Source organism: Streptococcus sp. XMC, from assembly GCF_021341835.1.
GTDB lineage: Bacteria > Bacillota > Bacilli > Lactobacillales > Streptococcaceae > Streptococcus.
In genome coordinates this window covers 324,592-344,947 of record NZ_JAJTNQ010000001.1, presented here as the reverse complement: position 1 = coordinate 344,947, position 20,356 = coordinate 324,592, and the positions used below count along the sequence as shown (strand labels likewise).

Annotated in this window: 17 protein-coding genes; 5 read left to right on the top strand and 12 right to left on the bottom strand. The window is 42.4% G+C overall.

Going from position 1 to position 20,356, the window contains the following annotated elements; translation table 11 throughout:
• Nucleotides 1-38: 38 nt before the first annotated feature.
• The 6 genes from gyrB to LXO72_RS01575 form a co-directional block, all read right to left on the bottom strand.
• The gene (gyrB, locus tag LXO72_RS01600; RefSeq protein WP_023023814.1) at nt 39-1,988 is read right to left on the bottom strand and encodes a DNA topoisomerase (ATP-hydrolyzing) subunit B; all 1,950 of its coding nucleotides are present in this window, start codon (nt 1,986-1,988) and stop codon (nt 39-41) included.
• A gap of 12 nt (nt 1,989-2,000) precedes the next feature.
• On the bottom strand, nt 2,001-2,564 hold the full coding sequence (locus tag LXO72_RS01595; RefSeq protein ID WP_023023816.1) for an HAD-IA family hydrolase: 564 nt from the start codon (nt 2,562-2,564) through the stop codon (nt 2,001-2,003).
• Between the two features lie 178 nt (nt 2,565-2,742).
• Entirely contained in the window at nt 2,743-3,300 is a 558-nt protein-coding gene (locus tag LXO72_RS01590; RefSeq protein WP_023023818.1) for a DJ-1 family glyoxalase III, read from the bottom strand.
• 1 nt (nt 3,301) lies between these two features.
• Nucleotides 3,302-4,546, bottom strand: a complete 1,245-nt coding sequence (locus LXO72_RS01585) for an FtsW/RodA/SpoVE family cell cycle protein (RefSeq protein WP_233331316.1) — start codon at nt 4,544-4,546, stop codon at nt 3,302-3,304.
• 16 nt (nt 4,547-4,562) lie between these two features.
• Nucleotides 4,563-5,570: a YeiH family protein gene (locus LXO72_RS01580; protein WP_023023822.1), complete on the bottom strand. Its 1,008-nt coding sequence runs from the start codon at nt 5,568-5,570 to the stop codon at nt 4,563-4,565.
• Nucleotide 5,571: 1 nt separating this feature from the next.
• The gene (locus LXO72_RS01575; protein ID WP_042507476.1) at nt 5,572-8,031 is read right to left on the bottom strand and encodes a bifunctional DnaQ family exonuclease/ATP-dependent helicase; all 2,460 of its coding nucleotides are present in this window, start codon (nt 8,029-8,031) and stop codon (nt 5,572-5,574) included.
• A 158-nt stretch (nt 8,032-8,189) separates the two neighbouring features.
• Between LXO72_RS01575 and LXO72_RS01570 the strand changes: the two genes are divergently transcribed.
• Complete coding sequence (locus LXO72_RS01570) at nt 8,190-8,831, top strand: MBL fold metallo-hydrolase (RefSeq protein ID WP_023027068.1); 642 nt, start codon at nt 8,190-8,192, stop codon at nt 8,829-8,831.
• A gap of 192 nt (nt 8,832-9,023) precedes the next feature.
• Here LXO72_RS01570 and ftsX read toward each other — a convergent pair whose 3' ends face one another.
• The 3 genes from ftsX to prfB all read right to left on the bottom strand — a co-directional run bounded on the left by ftsX (nt 9,024) and on the right by prfB (nt 11,773).
• A complete protein-coding gene (gene ftsX, locus LXO72_RS01565) occupies nt 9,024-9,950 on the bottom strand; it encodes a permease-like cell division protein FtsX (RefSeq protein WP_123160463.1) in 927 nt (308 codons plus the stop codon).
• A complete protein-coding gene (gene ftsE, locus LXO72_RS01560; RefSeq protein ID WP_023023829.1) occupies nt 9,943-10,635 on the bottom strand; it encodes a cell division ATP-binding protein FtsE in 693 nt (230 codons plus the stop codon). Before ftsE ends, ftsX begins: the two co-directional genes overlap by 8 nt.
• Before the next feature lie 42 nt (nt 10,636-10,677).
• Nucleotides 10,678-11,773, bottom strand: a protein-coding gene (gene prfB, locus LXO72_RS01555; protein ID WP_111674402.1) for a peptide chain release factor 2 whose coding sequence is annotated in 2 segments (ribosomal slippage) — nt 10,678-11,700 and nt 11,702-11,773 — 1,095 coding nt in all. Because the reading frame shifts where the segments join, the coding sequence is not laid out codon by codon here.
• 197 nt (nt 11,774-11,970) lie between these two features.
• Between prfB and LXO72_RS01550 the strand changes: the two genes are divergently transcribed.
• The gene (locus LXO72_RS01550; RefSeq protein ID WP_125374310.1) at nt 11,971-12,828 is read left to right on the top strand and encodes a metallophosphoesterase; all 858 of its coding nucleotides are present in this window, start codon (nt 11,971-11,973) and stop codon (nt 12,826-12,828) included.
• 57 nt (nt 12,829-12,885) lie between these two features.
• On the opposite strand, the gene LXO72_RS01545 is transcribed toward LXO72_RS01550, so the two are convergent.
• The 3 genes from LXO72_RS01545 to LXO72_RS01535 all read right to left on the bottom strand — a co-directional run bounded on the left by LXO72_RS01545 (nt 12,886) and on the right by LXO72_RS01535 (nt 16,915).
• Nucleotides 12,886-13,554 carry an MIP/aquaporin family protein gene (locus LXO72_RS01545; protein WP_023023834.1) on the bottom strand — a complete coding sequence of 223 codons (669 nt, stop codon included), beginning with the start codon at nt 13,552-13,554 and terminating at the stop codon, nt 12,886-12,888.
• A gap of 120 nt (nt 13,555-13,674) precedes the next feature.
• On the bottom strand, nt 13,675-16,359 hold the full coding sequence (locus tag LXO72_RS01540) for a cation-translocating P-type ATPase (RefSeq protein ID WP_123160466.1): 2,685 nt from the start codon (nt 16,357-16,359) through the stop codon (nt 13,675-13,677).
• A 172-nt stretch (nt 16,360-16,531) separates the two neighbouring features.
• Nucleotides 16,532-16,915, bottom strand: coding sequence for a DUF1934 domain-containing protein (locus tag LXO72_RS01535; protein ID WP_233331315.1), 384 nt, complete (start codon nt 16,913-16,915; stop codon nt 16,532-16,534).
• Nucleotides 16,916-17,025: 110 nt separating this feature from the next.
• On the opposite strand from LXO72_RS01535, the gene LXO72_RS01530 reads away from it, so the two are divergent.
• From LXO72_RS01530 to LXO72_RS01520, 3 genes are read left to right on the top strand one after another with little or no spacing between them, the layout of a single operon-like run.
• Complete coding sequence (locus tag LXO72_RS01530) at nt 17,026-18,336, top strand: HD domain-containing protein (RefSeq protein WP_233331314.1); 1,311 nt, start codon at nt 17,026-17,028, stop codon at nt 18,334-18,336.
• Nucleotides 18,326-19,135: a sugar-phosphatase gene (gene yidA / locus LXO72_RS01525; protein WP_233331313.1), complete on the top strand. Its 810-nt coding sequence runs from the start codon at nt 18,326-18,328 to the stop codon at nt 19,133-19,135. Before LXO72_RS01530 ends, yidA begins: the two co-directional genes overlap by 11 nt.
• Nucleotides 19,135-20,349, top strand: a complete 1,215-nt coding sequence (locus LXO72_RS01520; protein ID WP_233331312.1) for an aminoacyltransferase — start codon at nt 19,135-19,137, stop codon at nt 20,347-20,349. Before yidA ends, LXO72_RS01520 begins: the two co-directional genes overlap by 1 nt.
• Nucleotides 20,350-20,356 lie beyond the last annotated feature (7 nt).

The window sequence follows — 20,356 nt, the reverse complement described above, 5'->3', positions numbered from 1 at the left end:
TCATAAATATTCGAATAATTGGCAAATATCGCAGAATTTTATACATCAAGTGTACTATATTCGGCATTTTCTTCGATAAATTCACGGCGAGGTTCTACTCGATCTCCCATGAGCATATCAAAGATTTTATCTGCTTCTGCTGCATCATCCACTGTTACACGAGCCATGAGGCGGTGTTCTGGGTTCATAGTTGTTTCCCAGAGCTGATGATCATCCATCTCACCCAAACCTTTGTATCGTTGAATCGTTGGTTTGGAGCGACCTTCAGAATAGCGTTCTAAAGCCGCAGCCAATTCTGCTTCTTGGTTGACTCCTGGTTGAATGTATTCTTTGATCTCACTACCGACTTTTACACCATAAATTGGTGGTTGGGCGATATAAACATAGCCAGCCTCCAAAACGGGTTTCATATAGCGATAGATCAAGGTTAGGAGGAGGGTTCGAATATGAGCTCCATCGACATCGGCATCCGTCATGATGACTAATTTTTGATAACGGGCTTTTGATACATCAAATTCTGCACCAAAACCGGTTCCCATAGCTGTGAAAAGACTACGAATTTCTTCGTTGGCCAAAATCTTGTCCATGCTAGCCTTTTCCACGTTGAGGATTTTCCCACGAATAGGGAGAATTGCCTGGAACTCCCGGTTCCGACCTGATTTAGCAGATCCTCCGGCAGAATCTCCTTCGACGATGAAGAGTTCTGTCTCAGCTGGATTGTTAGATGAACAGTCTGCTAATTTACCAGGGAGGTTTGAGATTTCTAAACCAGATTTCTTGCGGGTGACTTCTCGGGCTCGCTTAGCAGCAACACGCGCTTTGGCAGCCAGAATTCCCTTTTCAACAATTTTCTTAGCAATCTGCGGATTTTCCAACAAGAAATCAGAGAAAGCATCGCTGAACAAACGGTTGGTAATCTTCACCACTTCAGAGTTTCCAAGTTTGGTCTTGGTTTGTCCTTCAAACTGTGGATTTGGGTGTTTAACAGAAATGACGGCTGTCAATCCTTCCCGAACATCTTCCCCTGTGAGATTCTCTTCATTGTCCTTGAGAAGTTTATTCTTACGAGCATAGTCGTTGATAACACGGGTTAAGGCTGTACGGAAACCTTGCTCATGAGTTCCACCTTCATGGGTATGGATGTTATTGGCAAAGCTCATGACGGTTTCGTGATAACCAGTCGTATACTGCATAGCCACTTCAACCGTGATATCATCCATTTCGCCATCAGTATAAATCGGAGTTTCGAAGATGACATCCTTGTTTTCGTTGATGTATTCTACATAACTAGCAATCCCACCTTCATAGTGGTAATCTTTCGTTTGCTCCTGGCCTTCACGCTTGTCTGTAATCGAGATCCGTAAACCACGGTTCAAGAAAGCCAACTCTTGAATCCGTTTGTTCAATTTCTCAAAATCAAATTCAGTTGTTTCTGTGAAAATTTCTGGGTCTGGAGTAAAGTGGACTGTAGTACCAGTTCGATCTGTTTCACCGATCACTTCAAGATCTGCAACGACTTGACCGCGTTTGTATTCTTGGTAATGAATTTGGCCATTCTTATGGACGTGTACATCTAGCTGAGTCGACAAGGCATTTACGACGGATGACCCAACTCCATGTAGTCCTCCAGAAACCTTGTAACCACCACCGCCAAATTTTCCTCCTGCATGGAGAACGGTAAAGACAGTTTCTACTGCCGGACGGCCTGTTTTTTCTTGAATATCAACCGGAATTCCCCGTCCATCATCGATGACTGTAATCGAATTATCAGCTTCGATAAAGACTTCGATATGGCTAGCAAAGCCAGCAAGGGCCTCATCGATAGAGTTATCGACGATTTCCCAGACCAAATGGTGAAGACCTTCTTTAGAAGTGGATCCGATATACATCCCCGGACGCATCCGAACTGCTTCTAAACCTTCTAAAACCTGGATCTGACTGGCATCATATTCTTGGCCAGTCGTTTCTTGTTTCAATTCTTCTGTCATTCTTTCCCTTTTCTAATTAAAAATATAGGCACTTAATTGATCCATTGAGTCAAACAAATAGGTCGCCATGCCAGCTCTCTGGCCAGCTTCAATATCGATCGGGCGATCTCCAATCACCAAGCCTGACTCAATTGCATACTTGTCTTTTAAATACAACATGGAAGTAGGATCTGGTTTACGTGGAAAACCGTCATCAGCTGTCACTACTTCTGTAAAGTAATGACGAATCCCTGTTTTTTCTAGGATGGTCTCTACATGATGGTCACGGTGAGAAACCAAAAAATGACGGGCTCCGTCTGCTGTCAGACGATCCAATAACTCCTCAGTCCCCTCGAATAAGCAGGGGATTTCAAGAGCTTCCTTCTCTCGCTTTTTATACTCTCCCAAAAAGTCTGGAAAGTCTGAGGCAAATTGCTGAACAGCATAATCCGTTGAAACCTTTAAAGCTGCATAAACAGAATCATGATCAGCCTCCCTTTGGAAATAATGTAAGGTCGCTACAAAAGCTTTTGTAGAGGTCTCATAATTGTCCAATAAAGTCCCACCAAGATCCCATATAAAATCATGATAATCCATAGCTTCAATTATACCATAATTTTCGAAAAATTGCTTGTAAAGTCAATGTTTTCACGGTTTTTTTACAGTCTTCTCCCTCCTATTTTACTTTCATTCAAAAAGCATTTATATTTTAAGAAATCCAGACGATAAAAAAATGAAGGCAGGAAATTTCTACCTTCATTTTTCTTCTCACCATCTAAGGTGCCGACGTTCCAAAAACATCTTGATAGAGCATGCCTTCTCTTAATTTTGTTGCATCTCCACCAAAATGCTTGACCAATGCATATGAAAAAGCAAGTGCCGTTGCAGGGCCCCGACTGGTCAAGATCTGACCATCCTGAACCACCGCTTCTTTCACATAGTGTCCTCTTCCAATTTCTTTTTCAAAGCCATCATAGCAGGTGTAGTGTTTTTTATCTAGTAGACCTGCCCGATCCAACACAATCGGGGCTGCACAAATAGCTGCAAGGCTTTTTCCTTGTTCATGGGCTTCTTTTAAAGACTGAATCAAGCCTTCATGGTCGCGTAGATTCGCCGCACCTGGCATCCCTCCTGGAAGGACAATGCCATCAAAATGATCCAATGAACCGGACCAGACCTCATCTACCTTCACTGTGATGCCATGGGAACCTGTCACTTCTTGATCAAATCCAACCATCTGACACTCGATTTCTGCTCTTCTCAAGACATCGACAACGGTCAAGGCTTCTATTTCCTCAAACCCACTTGCTAACATAACTGCTACTTTTGCCATATCAAATGATTCCTTTCTCGTGTAGTCGACTGAGTTGTTTTTGCCTCAATAGTCGACTTTCTTTTTTTCGTTCTTCACTTACCCGATTTTGATGGCTCATCGATAACAACAAGCCAATCCCAATGAGGTTACTAACAATAGCTGATCCCCCTTGTGAGATAAAAGGCAAGGGAATTCCAGTTAGAGGCAATATTCCTGTTACAGCCCCAATATTTTCAAATATGTGGAAGACTAACATCATAATAAACCCAGTCGAGATATAAGTATAAAACTGGTTATTGGATTTCAGAGTAATCCGCAACATTTTATAGACTAAAAACATGTATAAGAGGAGAAGAACCAAACCTCCTACAAAGCCAAAATCTTCCGCAATGACCGTAAAAATCATATCACTCTCTCGGACAGGGATCAACAGGTTGGACACATTAAAGCCTTGCCCCAATAAACCACCGCTTGCGATTGCCAACTGTCCTTGAGCCTGTTGAAAAGTCATAGTTTGAGCATAGTCAAAAGGATTCAACCAGGCTAAAATACGATTCATCTGATAGGTAGGCATCCCCAGAGTTTGATGGAGAAAGGCCCGCCCACCGTCGGATAGAAAGACGGCCAAAAAGAGAGCAATTCCACCTGCGAGGGTCAAAAAGACTGGTAAAATGATTTTCCAAGAGACCCCTGAAATAAGGACTACTCCTGAGAAGATAGCCATAAATACCAAGGAGGTTCCAAAATCATGTTGAAAGGCTAGAAGCCCTAGGACCGGTATGGTATAGGCAGCAATTTGGAGAATGAGAAAAAAGTCTTTTTTTAGCGTCCGATCTTCTTCCCTATTGTTTCGTAAAAAATGAACAATCGCACGAGAGACCATCAAGATATAAGAAATTTTCATAAACTCTGATGGCTGAAAAAGGCTGATCCCCTTGTAAGCCACCCAGTTTTTAGAACCGGTCGAAGCAACCAGGGTTGGGTTGTAAAAATAAAGGGGCAAGACCATTAAGACCAAGCCAAAGACATACAAATAGGGCGTTACTTTCCATAAAAATTCTGTATTAAAGAGCATGACGACAAAACTAATCATACATCCTAAAACAATCCAGGCAACCTGTTGGCCTAAAATTGACCAAACCAAGTCAGGATAATCATTCGAAACTGCAATGTAGACTGCCACCACTCCAAATGCCAATAATAACAGAACAGTGGTGATCAAGGAGAAATTTCCTCTAAGTTTGAAAGACTGACGTCTCTTCATTTCATCTCCCTTTCATTTAGATTCCTAAAACGTGTTGAAGTAGCAAACTAGAAATGGATACAGCTACCCAGGCAACAAGGCCGATGAGGAGAGGAGCCACCCCCTGCTTACGGAAGGCCTGAATAGACACTTGACTTCCAATGCCAACCAAGGCCATGGCCATCAAATATTGTGACAACCATTTACAGAAGGGAATCCAAGAACTTGGAAACCAGCCAAAGGACGTCACTAAAGAAGCCAAAAGGAAGTAAAAAATAAACCAAGGAACAATTTTACTCAATGCCACTTGCTTGCCTTCTCGATCCTGTTTCGACCGTCCTAGAAGTTTTAGTCCCAACATCCCAAAACAGATAGGAATTATCATCAGAGCTCGGGTCAACTTCACAACCGTAGCCACTTCACCCGCTGCTTTACTATAGGAAAATGCGGCCGCTACAACAGATGAGGTATCATTAATAGCTGTTCCTGCCCAAAAACCAAATTGCCGATCCGTCATAGCAAGGAGGTGACCAAAGAAAGGAAAGAGGAAAACCGCTAGGATATTAAAGAAAAAGATGGTCGACATGGACAGAGCGATGTCATTTTCATCAGCTTCTAGAACGGGAGAGGCTGCCGCGATTGCAGACCCTCCACAAATAGCTGTCCCCATTCCAACCAAGGCAGTTAAGATCTTTGGAGCTTTTAAGAGGTAGCCCATTGCAAAAGCAGAGAGAAAGGCAATACTGATGGTCGGTAAACTAATGACCAAAGAAGAAAGGCCCAATTGGGTCACCTTTTGAAAGGACAAGGTAAAGCCCATCAAGATAATGGAATATTGCAAGAGTTTTTTCCCTGAATAGGCTAGTCCCGGCCTGCTATTTTGAGGCAAGAGTTGACTAGCATTCAAGAGGATCCCACATAGGATAGCAAAGAGACTAGAGCCAAGGATAGGTACTGCTTTTCCTAACACCATAGATAGTCCTGCTGTGAGAGCGGCTAGCAAGACACCGGGAACATACTGAGTTCCATTGGGTTTTTGATTCATGTTAACTCCTAAATTGTTCAACAACTTCTTTTACTTCTCCTGTCTTAGCAATGACAAGAGGAGCTATTTTCTCTAAACTAGCTTGAATCTGCGAACCATATTGACGATTTAATAAGCGTTGATCTAATAAAATGACCAGAGATTCTTGCTCGCTCGAACGACTCGAGCGTCCAAGAGCCTGCTTCAAGCGTAAGATAGCTAGTGGCAAACTATAATCATAGAAAGGATTTTTCCCTTCTAGACGCAAGGTTTCGTGCAGCTTTTGTACAAAGAAATCACTTGGATTATCAAAAGGAATGCGAGGGATGACTTGAATGATTTTTGCTTGCTGGGCAAAATCGACCCCTTCCCAAAAACTACCGGATCCTAAAAGGACGGAAGCTTCCCCTCTATCAAATCGGCGTTTAATAGTTGCTGCTTCACCATTCTTATACTGAGCCAGATGACCCACTGTCATCAGCTGAGAAGTTGCTAAAAGCAAGTCCTTGGAAGTGAACAAGGCAAAGAGAGGCAAGCCAGTAGCTGCTAGATCATCCAAATAACTTGCTAAAGAGCTAGCTAATTCCTCTTGCGTCAAATTGGTCAAATCAGGAAATTCTCGATCGATGAAGATGGTTTGTCCTTGATGATAGGACAGTTCTTTCCCAATGAATTGGTAATTCTCAATTCCTAAAATCGAGGCTAGATTGACCTTTTTACTAATGGATAAGGTAGCTGAGACCAAGAGAAGTCTGGTAGTTGTTGGAATAAAGTCTTGAAGGGAAACCAAGCCCTCTCTTCCAGACTGCAAGCGAATTATCGGATGCTGATTCTCTTGTGTACGATCAATCCAAAAAATTTGAAAACGAGGATCAAAGACCGTTTTTAATGCAGCCAAGACTGGACTATCTAGTTCAGATAAATCCTGGCGAATTTTTTTCACCTGTTCCGCTGTTAGTTCGACCTTTCTGCTACCCGATTCAAGATGTTTGAGTAGAGCATTCAATTCAAATTGGAGACTTTCAAGGATCCGTCGTTTCAACAAGGATTTTTCTATTTCAATCTCCCGTTGCAGATCTAGCATGAAATCCGATAAGGATAAGGAAGCCCTTGAAAACTGCTCCAATGAAAAATAAAGTTTTTGTGCTTCATCCACCACTAGAGTCCGATTTTCTACTAGAGAAGGATCATCCTCCAATCGAGTCAATAAATAGGCATGATTGGTGAGCAAGACTCGACTCATTTTGGCTTTTTCTTGACCGAGACGCCAAAAATCTTCTGTGTAAAATAAAGATTTTTTTGATAGCTTCCCATCATGACGGATTCGTTGAACAAAATTCCCGTAACGATGGAGCTGTCCCACTTCGTTTAGATCACCCGTCCTTGTTTGGGTCAGCCAGACTAGCAATTGCATTTTGAACCGATTCCATAGGCGATTTTCCTCTGGTTCATGCAAGATTCGAAAGAACTCATCCAGTTTTAAATAATTTTGAGGACTTTTTAGGCTATGAAAAGAAGTCTGAAAAACGTCCTCAGTCGTCTTAGCTTCCTGCTGCATAATCTGGTCTTGTAAGACCTTGGTTGGAACACTGACGACAATCTGGTCCCTTGTATGCGCTAGTAAGGGAAGGAGGTAGCCATAGGTTTTTCCAATCCCAGTAGGTCCCTCGATAAAGGTTGCTACTTCTCTTGAAGACTGAAGACTTTCTTCAATTGACTGGGCAAACTCTTGCTGCAAGGGACGGGGTTCCATGCCCATTAACTGGATATTAATAGCAAACTGATCAGAAAAATTCTTGGCATCTCTTTTGATTAGAGGCTTACGAAGAAAAATCCCATGATGAGATGTCAAGTCCTCTTTATGAAAAGCTCCCGCATCCTCGAATGCATCCTCTATCAAGAGTCTCGACTCGTAAATCAGATTATCAGAAAATGACAGCAAGGTTTCCACCAATTCCCTTGGTAAGGAAGCAATCGTTTCACGAAGCTTAAGAAATAGCTGGGCGGTTGCTTCCGCATCAGAAATAGCTGAGTGGGCATGGTCTAGAGGAATCGCCAATTCTTCACACAGGCTACTTAAATTATATCTTTCTAGGGTTGGGAAAAAGACTTGGGCCAATTCAACCGTATCGATCCGGGGGGTTATGAGCTCAAAACCTTCCCAAAACAATGATTCTGCCAAGAGATTGGCATCAAATTTGACATTATGAGCCACAAAGACAGCATCTTCAATCAGTTCGTATACTTGTCTGGCTACCTGTGAAAAGTCAGGGGCCTTCTTTAGTTGCTGATTGGTAATGCCAGTCAGTTGGCGAATATGTTCGTCTAGTTCCTCATGGGGGTTGACATAAGTCTCATAGGTCTCTACAATCTGCCCATCTTGAATGATGACAATCCCGATTTGAATAATTTTTGCATTGCTGCTTGCACTGGTCGCTTCCAGGTCCACGACAGCATATTTTCTTTTAACATTCGTCGTCATAGCACTTAAAATTATATCATTTTCCGACTCGCTTTGCTTGGGTTTTTATGACATTGAAGGAGCCAAATCCAACCAAGCGATGATTCTTCGGTTTCTAGAGGCGTTTTAGTCAGCTATTTTATCATATTTTTGATAGACTAATAGAGAAAGGAGCTCTTATGAAAATCCACCGTATTGTCAACCCCATCGCTTATGAAAACACCTACCTACTTGAAAACGAGCACGATCTTCTCGTTGTTGACCCTGGCAGTGCTTGGGAAAATATCCGAAAGCGCATTGATCATCTCGCAAAACCAATTGCTGCTATTCTCCTAACCCATACCCACTACGACCATATCATGAGTTTAGAGAAAGTGCGGGAAACTTATGGCCATCCACCTGTTTATGTAGATGCTCATGAAGCGACTTGGCTCCAAAGTCCTGTGGACAATCTTTCCGGACTAGACCGACATTCTGACTTAATGGATGTGATCTGCCAGCCAGCCGAAAAGCATTTTGACTACCGAACAGCTTACCATTTGAAGGACTTCCATTTTTATGTCCTTCACACACCCGGACATTCCATCGGAGGTGTCTCTATTGTTTTTCCTAACGATCATCTCGTCTTGACAGGTGATGCCCTTTTCCGAGAAACCATTGGCCGGACCGATTTGCCGACAGGAAGCGGTCCCCAACTCCTAGAAAGCATCGAGACACAATTACTCACTCTTCCCTCCTCTTACGCAGTTTACCCAGGTCATGGCAATGATACCACCATCGGTCATGAAAAAATGTTTAATCCCTTCTTTCGAAATCGTTAAAAAAGAGAGTGGGACAGAAATCGGTCATTCGTTAGAATTCGATTTCGTCGTCCCACCTCCGCACAGTTGAGTAGGGGCTATAAAAGCTGATGAAATTAGCGTAGTAGAGCCCACTCAACCACTGCGTCTTGCTCGACAATCCAAAGACAATTGAGAGGCTAGGACTTTTGTCCCAGCCTCTCTTTTATATTCTTAAATCTTCAAAAAACGTCTCATTGAAATAGATGAGCCAATCGCTCCAATTAAAATACCGAGACCAAACAATCCACCGACCATAATCGGAACAAGAATGTTTGGACTGTATAAGAACAATTTCTGATCTTGTAGGGTATTGTACATGGACTTGTAGACAATATTATAGACATAATAGAGCAAGAGAGCAGGTGGAATTGCACCAATCAAGCCAATCCACGCACCTTCCAAAAGGAAAGGAGCACGAATATAGCCACTCTTAGCACCTACCAGACGCATAATCTTGATTTCTCGACTCCGTGAAATAATGGTAATCCGAATCGTATTGGAAATCAAGAAGACTGCGATAAAGATTAGTAAACCGGCACCAATCAAGCCCCAAATACGGATGAAGTTTCCGAGAGCAAAGAGACGTTGAGTATCAACTCCTCCATCTTTTACTTCAGACACCCCTTCAATTTTCTTAGCGGCCTTGGAAACTTCTTTCACATATTTAGGAGCCGTTGTCTCTACAAAATAGGCATCATAGAGAGGATTGGCATCCCCATCAAAAATTTTCCAGTTGTTACCGGCAGTCTTGATCAAGTTTTCATATTGTTCTTCCTTGCTAGAGAACTCAACCTTATCAACATTCTTCATGGCTGTCAATGCATTATAGACTTTCTTGTAGTCTTCATTATCAACCATCTGCCCTTCTTTTTCTATCTGCGGGCTTTGATCTTGTATATCCTTGCGCATATAGACAACAATTCGTACACTATTTTGAATATCATCTGATAGCTTAATCGTATTCGCAATCACTGAGGCAAAAATCGCTACTAGTCCGAGTGTAATCATCACCGAACTAACCGCAGCAATGGTCATCCAGCCATTCCGTTTTAAACTTTTAAATGATTCAATGAGATGGCGGAAAAATCTTCTAATCATCGTATCCGTACTCTCCTTCCGCTTCATCCCGTACAACACGTCCATTTTCAATGGCGATAACACGGTGACGAAGTGTATTTACAATTTGGCTATTATGAGTCGCCATCAAAACAGTGGTTCCTTGTAAATTAATTCGCTCCAAGAGATTCATAATTTCCCAAGAATTATCTGGGTCCAAGTTCCCTGTCGGTTCGTCCGCGATCAATACTTTAGGATTGTTCACAATAGCACGCGCAATGGCGATCCGTTGTTGCTCACCACCTGAAAGCTCATTTGGAAATGAACGAACCTTGTGTTTCAAACCAACAAGATCTAGCACTTCCATAACGCGTTTCTTAATGTTGCGACGACGCTCTCCAATTACTTCCATTGCGTAGGCAATATTTTCATATACCGTCTTTTTAGGAAGCAATTTGTAGTCTTGGAAGACTACCCCAACATTTCGACGCAACATCGGAATATCGCGTTTTTTAATTTTATCTAGGTCAAAACCAGCTACTTTCAAGGTTCCTTTATCATGTTTCACCTCACGGTAAAGCAAGCGAATAAAGGTTGATTTCCCTGCACCAGAAGGTCCTACAATATAGGCAAATTCTCCTGGTTCAATATGAACGGTCACTCCTCGAAGAGCTGTCGTTCCGTTGTCATACTTTTTGACAACATCTTTCATTTCAATCATTGACATGTATTGAAAATTCCTTTCCACAATTTATATAGAAGGAGGGCTTTAATTGAGACGCCATTTTAAATAGGCATCAATAAAGCCATCAATATCTCCGTCCATTACTTTATCAACTTGGGCTACTTCGTAACTCGTACGATGATCCTTCACCATGGTATATGGTGTAAAGACATAGGAGCGAATCTGACTTCCCCAGGTGATTTCTTTTTTATCACCCTTTAAGGAGTCCACCTCAGCCGCCTTCTTTTCTTGCTCCAATTGATAAAGTTTTGCCTGCAACATTTTCATTGCACGGTCACGGTTTCCGTACTGAGTCCGGTCAACCGTCGAAGCCACTACAATCCCTGTTGGGATGTGGGTCAATCGAACACCTGTTGAAACCTTGTTGACATTTTGTCCACCAGCTCCACCTGAACGGAAGGTATCCATCTTGATATCATCATCTCGGACTTCCACTTCAATCGTATCATCCAATTCTGGCATGACTTCAACTGACGTGAAGGAAGTATGACGACGCTTAGCTGAGTCGAATGGCGAGATCCGTACCAAACGGTGGACACCCATTTCTGATTTCAACAAGCCATAGGCATGCGGTCCTTCGAAGGACAGCGTCACTGATTTAATCCCAGCCTCGTCTCCTGCCTGATAGTCCAAGACTTCCACTTTGAAACCATGAGCATTTCCGAAGCGGGTATACATCCGAAGGAGCATATCTCCCCAGTCCTGAGCCTCAGTACCTCCAGATCCTGGATGGATTTCCAAGATTGCATTATTATTATCATAGGGTTCTGATAAGAGAAGCGTCATTTCATAACTGGTCATCATCTTATCCAACTCTATCAACTTCTCTTCTAGCTCTTCGTGAACGGATTCATCTTCTGAGAGAAACTCAAGAAGGATTTCGGATTCATCAAACAAGTCTGTCATTTGATGGAAATTCTCGTAGGTTTGTTTCAACTCATTTAATTCCTGAGATGTCTTTTGCGCTGCAATATTATCATCCCAAAAATCAGGTTCTGTCATTTTGTTTTCCAAAATGGCAATTTCTTCTTCCAGACCCTCTAAGTCAAAGAGACCCCCTGAAAGAAGCTAATTTTTCACGATTCGCGTCAATTTTCTGACGGATTTCTGAAATATCCATAAGTACCTCTTTCTAAGTATCAGTCTATTATACCACAAACCCCGTCATTTGCACATAGTAAGAGATAGTAGGAATCATTTGTCCTACAAAAATCGCATAAAACCAAGCCGTTGTCACTTCCTTTGTTACATAATTGTTAGATTTGTTACATGTTGGTTAACTTTCTTTTTCTTATCAACTTGTGATACACTAGTGATATGACACGTATTGGTTTTATGAGTGACCTGCACCTGGATTCCAATCAGTTTGGCGAGGCCGAACGCATGCAACTCCTTCAGGTCCTACAAGAAGAACAGATTGATCACCTTCATCTAGCTGGTGACATTTCCAATGACTTTAAGCAGATGAGTCTCCCCTTTATTCAGGACCTCCAAACCCAGCTCCCTGTTTCCTTTAATCTGGGCAATCACGATATGTTATACCTCTCAGAGGAGGAAATCCATCAGTATGATTTTCAAGTCCAGACCTTTGGAGATAGCCATTTAGTCAGTCTTGCTGGTTGGTACGATTATAGCTTTGTCCCTGAAAAGAGCAAGGAGGCCCACCTACGTACCAAAAATACTTTCTGGTTTGATCGAAGATTGGAACGTCCCTTAGACGACCCAACAATCACGCAAGAAGTTCTCTCCCAATTGGATCAGGTACTAGCTTCTTTAGATGGTAGAATCATCGTCGCTCTTCACTTTGTTCCCCACAAGGATTTTCTCGTTAGCCACCCCTACTTTCAGAAATTCAATGCCTTCTTAGGTAGTCAAGCTTTTCATGATCTCTTTGTAAAACATGGGGTAAGAGATGTAGTCTTCGGACACTTACATCATCGCCATTCTTCCAGAATCATCGATGGTATCCAATACTCCACGAGACCCTTAGGCTATGTCCGTGAGTGGCAATTGACGGAGGATTTTTTCAAGTCCTTCCCTCAGTACAAGATTTCCCAAATGTATCGTCTTCATAAACGCTACAATGCTGTGAAGGACTTACCTGAATTTCATCAATACAAAAGACAACATTTAGCAAATGAATTTCGTCAAGCTTTAACCATCCTTGACTACTAAAAAAATAAAAAGATTTCGATTCAAAAAGGAGCCGAAATCTTTTTTCGTTAAAATAGCTTATTCTTCTGTTTCAAGGAGATTCTTTGCAACAAGAGCTGCAAAGACACCACCAACGATTGGAGCAAGGATAAAGATCCAAATTTGTTGAAGGGCTGCACCACCTACAAAGAGAGCAGGAGCCAAGCTACGAGCTGGGTTAACAGAAAGACCTGTAATGTTCAAACCTACAAGAATGATCAAGGTCAAGCTCAAACCGATCACAAGTCCAGCAATTTTCCCATTTCCTTTAGAAGCTGATGTCACTGTCATAATGACCAAGATAAAGATAAAGGATGCAATCACTTCGAACAAGAATCCGCCAAGTGGAGTTACTCCTTTAGCCAAGGCATTTTCACCAAGACTAGCTGTTGACATACCAGAATTGGACAACAGGAAGAAAACAGAAGCAGTCGCAAGGAAAGCTCCCACTACTTGCGCTACAATGTAGTTGACCAAGTCTTTAGATGACAAGCGTTTGTTGACAAACATAGCAATAGAAACAGCTGGGTTCAAGTGGGCACCAGAAACAGTCCCAATAGAGTATGCTGCTGCAACAATAGACAAACCAAATGCCAAGGCAATTCCTAAATGACCAAGACCTTCAGTCCCATTTCCAAAAACAACAGCGCCAGTCCCGATAAAGACAAGCATAAATGTGCCGATTACTTCAGCAAAAAACTTTTTCATAATATAGTTTCCTTTCTTCAAACTGTCGTCTAGTTTATCAAAAATCAATTCTGGACTCAAGAAATATGCCCAAACATTTCTGCACACAAAAAAAGCCATCTGAAGATGACTTTTCAATGCTTAAATAGCGTTTTTATCCTTACCGAGTGCACGTTGGACGGCTTTGACAATTTCAACAAGAACCACAATCATAATTGCACCTACAGCAACCACCAACCATTGCGTCAAACTCAAGTTTGAAACGTGGAAGAGTTTATTAAATCCAGGTACCATAATGGTTGCCATTAAGAGAATAAAGGCTACTGGGATAGACCAGTTAAAGGTCTTGTTCTTGAAGAGTCCCACTTTAAAGATCGATTGATAGACCGATTTCACGTTAAAGGCATGGAGCAATTGGATTAAACCGAGAGTTGCAAAGGCCATAGTAAGGGCATCCGCATGGATTTCTGCGTGACTCTGGTGCTCTGGGAAAAGAATTGCCCATCCGTATACGCCAAGTACCAAGATAGTTTGGAAGATTCCTTGATATAGGATGGCTCCAAAGACCCCACCGTCAAAGAAGTTGGACTTACGTCCACGAGGTTTGTGGGTCATGACACCTGGCTCAGCTGGTTCCACACCAAGAGCGATAGCTGGTAGGGTATCTGTTACCAAGTTAATCCATAATAGATGCACTGGTTGAAGAACGTCCCAACCAAAGAGGGTTGCAAAGAAGATAGTGAAGACCTCAGCCATATTAGCAGACAAGAGGTATTGGATGGATTTTTGGATATTGGAGAAGACCTTACGTCCTTCTTCAACTGCTACGATAATGGTTGCGAAGTTATCATCGGCAAGGACCATATCAGAAGCTCCCTTAGAAACCTCTGTACCAGTAATCCCCATACCGATACCAATATCAGCAGTCTTAAGTGATGGCGCATCGTTGACCCCGTCACCAGTCATGGCAACAACCTTGCCTTCTTTTTGCCATGCTTTCACAATCCGAACCTTGTGCTCAGGCGATACACGCGCGTAAACAGAGTATTGCTTGAAGACTTTTTGGAATTCTTCATCAGAGAGCTCATTCAATTCAGCCCCTGTGAAGACATGGTCTTCTGTATCATTTGGATCGATGATACCGAGACGTTTGGCGATAGCTTCCGCTGTATCTTGGTGGTCACCAGTAATCATGATTGGACGGATGCCCGCCTCCTTAGCGACACGAACAGCTTCTGCAGCTTCTGGACGTTCAGGGTCAATCATGCCGACCAAACCAGAGAAGATAAGGTCAGATTCAACAATTTCAGATTCCAAGGTTGGAATTTCATTGCTGGTCTTATAAGCCATCATCAAGACACGAAGGGCTTGTTTGGCCAAGTCTTTGTTGGTAGCAAGGATAGCATTTTTATCTTCTTCTGTGATTGGGCGAACTTCTCCGTTGACTTCGATGCGTGTCACGCGTTTGAGCAATTGGTCAGGCGCACCCTTGACAGCGATAAAGTAAGAGCCATCTGCTTCCTTATGAATGGTAGACATGAGTTTACGGTCTGAGTCAAATGGCAATTCAGCCACACGTGGCTCATCCTTCAAGACTTCACGAACATCAAAGTTGTGGTCCAAACCAAACTGTACAAGAGCTGTCTCCGTTGGATCACCAATCAGCTTGCCAGATGGATCCACCTTGGTGTCATTGGCAAAGTTCATGATACGGAGGGTATTATTGCTAACAGCAATTTCAGATGCCGAGCTTTGCAATTGACCGTTGGTATAAACTTTCTCAACCGTCATTTGGTTCATAGTCAAGGTACCTGTTTTATCAGATGCGATGATTTCTGTTGAACCAAGAGTTTCAACCGCTGGCAATTTGCGGACAATCGAATTACGTTTTGCAAGGGTTGTAGTTCCCAAAGATAGAACGATAGTTACAATGGCAGGAAGCCCTTCTGGAATAGCCGCTACTGCAAGGGCAACTGCCACCATCAAGCCTTCTAATGGATGTTCACCACGAACAAAGACACCAACCAAGAAGGTAATCACTGCAATCACAATGATTAAGTAAGTCAAGGCCTTAGATAATTGTTCCAGGCTTTGCTTCAATGGTGTCTCTGTCTCGTCGGCATTAGCCAACATATCTGCAATCTTACCAACTTCTGTATACATACCAGTGTTAGTCACAACACCAATACCACGACCGTAAGTTACGTTTGAGTTTTGGTAAGCCATGTTAACACGGTCCCCGATACCAGCATCCGCTTCAACAAGTCCTGTCACATCTTTTTCAACTGGGACAGATTCCCCTGTAAGAGCTGCTTCTTCGATTTTAAGGGAAGCCGCTTCAAACAAGCGCATATCTGCAGGCACCACATCTCCAGCTTCAAGCAAGACGATATCTCCAGGTACCAATTCTTTCGAGTCAATCTCAATAACATGACCATCACGACGAACACGGGCCATCGGGCTAGACATATTTTTCAGAGCTTCAATGGCTGCTTCTGCTTGACCTTCTTGGTAAACACCAAAGGCAGCATTCAAGACAACAACGGCCAAGATGATAATAGCATCTGTTAAACCATCCATCCCTTCTGTAATCACAGAAAGTGCCGCTGCCGCAAGCAAGATGATAATCATCAAATCCTTAAATTGATCAAGGAATTTAGCTAGTAGGCTACGTTTCTCGCCCTCTTCCAACTCATTACGACCATAAGTCGCTAAACGTTCTTGAGCTTGAGCAGTTGACAAACCTTCGATAGATGAATCCAATTTCTTTAGGACTTCTTCTGCGGTTTGTGTGTAAAACAAGTCTTTATTTTGTTCTTTTGACAAAACAGTCTCCTCCTTTTTTGGCCTGTTTTTTAAAAAAACAAGTCTCGCTGTTTAATATAGTGCCGGAAATAATTCGTAATGACGACACTATCGCGGTTTCCCGCCAGCTACTCCCTTGAGTGGTTTCATTATACCACAACTCGTAAAAAAATCAAGAAAAACTACTGATAAACTAGTCTTCCCAAGTCAATTCTAAGTGATAGGTAGCGAATTGCTGACTTTCATCTGCCGTCAACAACTGATAAGACAAACCAAGCCTATTTTGCTCCAATCTATATTCCTGAGTATCAATCACAAACTGCTGCATGCCTAGGGGAGTTGGAATGAGCGCATGACCTTTCTCTGAAGCTATAAATTTCATGATGGATTTTGGCGTTGAAAAGCGCGTCATGGTCAATTCTTGATTATGAAATTTCAAAGCGACTTTTTCGCCTTCTTCGTTTACGTAAAGCAGATAGTGATAGCCACCTTTTTCCTTCCATTCCCCTTCGTAATATTGATCCATCACTTCCACTTGATCATCAAATTGAATCTGATTTTGTATTCTAATCTTCAAAAGTTCCCATCCTTTCCCTCTTTCCTTTATTTTACCAAAAACTTCTTTCTTTTTCCTATTGCAACCATCTCTCGATACCAATTTAGGCCGTTTTCTGCTATAATAGAGGCATGAATGAAAAAGTATTTCGGGATCCTGTACACAACTATATCCACGTGGATCACCCAGTCATTTACAAGCTCATTAATACAAAGGAATTTCAACGACTACGTCGCATCAAACAGTTGGGAACCTCTGGGTTTACCTTTCATGGGGGCGAGCATAGTCGTTTTTCGCACTGTCTAGGAGCCTATGAAATCGCTCGTCGCATCCTATCGATCTTTGATGAGAAATACACTGACCAATGGGACTCGAGCGAATCCCTTCTTACCATGGTTGCCGCCTTGCTCCATGATATCGGACACGGCGCTTATTCGCATACCTTTGAAGGGCTATTTGATACTGATCATGAAAAAATGACCCAGGAAATTATTACCTGTCCTGAAACAGAAATCTACCAGATATTAATTCAAGTAGCACCTGATTTTCCTCAAAAGGTAGCCAGTGTTATCGACCACACCTACCCTAATAAACAGGTAGTGCAGTTAATCTCTAGTCAGATTGATGTCGATCGCATGGATTACCTTCTACGAGACGCCTATTTCACTGGTGCTTCTTACGGAAATTTTGATTTAACTCGTATATTGCGTGTTATTCGCCCAGTAGAAAACGGAATTGCTTTTCAGGTCAATGGGATGCATGCGGTTGAAGATTATGTTGTTTCTCGCTACCAAATGTATATGCAGGTCTACTTCCACCCGGCTACTAGAGCGATGGAAGTCCTATTGCAGAACCTGCTCAAGCGGGCACGTCATCTCTACCTTGCGCATAAAGAGTTCTTTCAAGCGACTTCTCCTCGACTGATTCCATTTTTTGAACACCAAGTTAGCCTAGCCGATTACTTGGCTTTGGATGACGGCGTTATGAATACCTACTTTCAATCTTGGATGGAGAGTCCTGACTCTGTTCTCTCTGATTTGGCTCAGCGTTTTATCAATCGTAAGGTTTTCAAATCCATCCTCTTTCAAGATAAGGATGAAGAACAATTAGCTGCTCTCAAACAATTGATTCAAGAGGTCGGTTTCGATCCAACCTATTATACAGCTATCCATCGAAACTTTGACCTTCCTTACGACGTTTACCGACCAGATTCAGAAAAACCTCGTACTCAAATTGAGATTATCCAAAAGGATGGAAATTTAGCTGAGCTATCCCTTCTCTCTCCTATCGTTGCTTCCTTAGCCGGTAGCAGACAAGGGGATAACCGCTTCTATTTCCCAAAAGAAATGTTGCTTGAAAATAGCTTGTTTACACCTCAACTACAATTATTCCAGTCCTATATTGTTAACGATACCTTCACAGGAGAAAAAGATGAACATTAAACTTGTTGCCCTTGATATCGATGGGACCCTTTTAACATCTGACGGCCAAGTAACCCCCGAAGTTTTCCAAGCCATCCAAGATGCCAAAGCTCAAGGGGTCCATGTTGTCTTAGCAACTGGTCGTCCTCGTTCTGGTGTCCTTCGATTGTTAGAAGAACTTCATTTGGATCAGCCGGGTGATCTCGTCATCACCTTCAATGGAGGGCTCATTCAAGACGCCCACACTGGTGATACTCTCCATGAAGAACACCTCTCCTACAATGACTATTTAGATATTGAAGCACTAGCTCGCAAATTAGCTGTTCCTATGCACGCTAGTACCAAGTCTGGCATTTATACAGCTAATCGTAACATTGGTACCTATACCGTCCATGAAGCCAAATTGGTCCACTCGGATCTTTTCTACCGGACACCAGAAGAAATGAAGCAGCATACGGTTCTCAAGTGTATGTATGTCGACGAACCGGAAGTCTTAGAAAGAATCTTCTCCTCTATTCCAGATAGTTTTTACGACCGTTTTACGATTGTGCGTTCCGCACCTTTTTACCTTGAAATCTTGCCTAAAACAGTTGATAAAGGCCGGGCGCTCTTACACTTAGCGTCTAAGTTACACTTAAGTCCAGACCAAGTGATGGCGGTCGGCGATCAAGAAAACGACCAGGCTATGCTAGAAGTTGCTGGCTTCCCAGTCGCGATGGACAACGCTAGTCCTGAATTAAAAGAGATTGCTAAAGTTGTTACGCGATCCAACGATGAGTCGGGTGTTGCTTACGCCCTTAGAAAGTGGGTACTCCATTAATGTATACTTACAAAATCGGCATTACTGCCGAAGAACATGATGAATTCGTTAAAACTAGCCCCCAAACCAATTTGCTTCAGAGCTCCGATTGGGCAAAGATCAAAGACAACTGGGGCAATGAGCGCCTTGGCGTTTACCAAGATCACAAACTAGTCGCTGTCGCAAGTATTTTAATCCAACCACTTCCACTTGGTTTTACCATGCTCTATATCCCACGTGGACCTATTATGGATTACCAAAACAGCGAATTAGTAGCCTTCATGCTCCAATCCATCAAAACATATGCTAAAAGCAAGCGTGCTGTCTTTGCCAAATTTGATCCCTCTCTTTTCCTAAGAAAAGGATTAATCGGCCAAGATGTAAAAGATCAAGAGGCTACTTTAGCTATAATCCAATCCTTAAAAGAATCTGGAGTGGAATGGGTTGGACGGACAGAAGACATGGGAGAAACCATTCAACCACGTTTCCAGGCCAATATCTACAAGGAATACTTCACTGAGGACCAACTGTCCAAATCTACCAAGCAAGCCATTCGGACTGCTCGAAATAAAGGAGTTGAAGTCATCTTTGGAGGCACTGAACTCTTAGACGAATTTGCAGCTCTGATGAAAAAGACAGAAGCGCGAAAAGGCATCCATCTTCGTGGAAGAGACTATTATGAGAAACTGCTAACAACCTATGCAGGACAATCTTACATCACTCTATCAAGAATTAACTTGGCTGAGCGTCTTGCTTCACTCAAAGAGCAACTGAAAAAAAATCAAGCAGAAGCTAATCGTTTTAACGAAAAAACAAAACCAGGCAAGATCGATAATAACCGTCAAGAAAAAGAACGCTTGGAAGAAGAAATCCAATTTCTCCATCAAGAGCTAAAAGCAGGCCAAGAGATTGTTTCTCTTTCTGGAACCTTAACTCTTGAATTTGGAGGCACTTCAGAGAATGTCTATGCAGGAATGGATGAGAACTTCCGCCGCTATCAACCAGCCATTTTGACCTGGTATGAAACAGCCCAGCATGCCTTTGACCGTGGGGCTGATTGGCAAAACATGGGCGGAGTTGAGAACCATTTAGATGGAGGACTCTACCACTTCAAATCAAAATTTAATCCAATGATTGAAGAATTTGTTGGTGAATTCAACCTCCCAACAAGCATGCTTTATCCCCTTGTTAACAAGGCCTATCAATTACGAAAAAAACTAAGAATTAAACAGTAAGGTGACC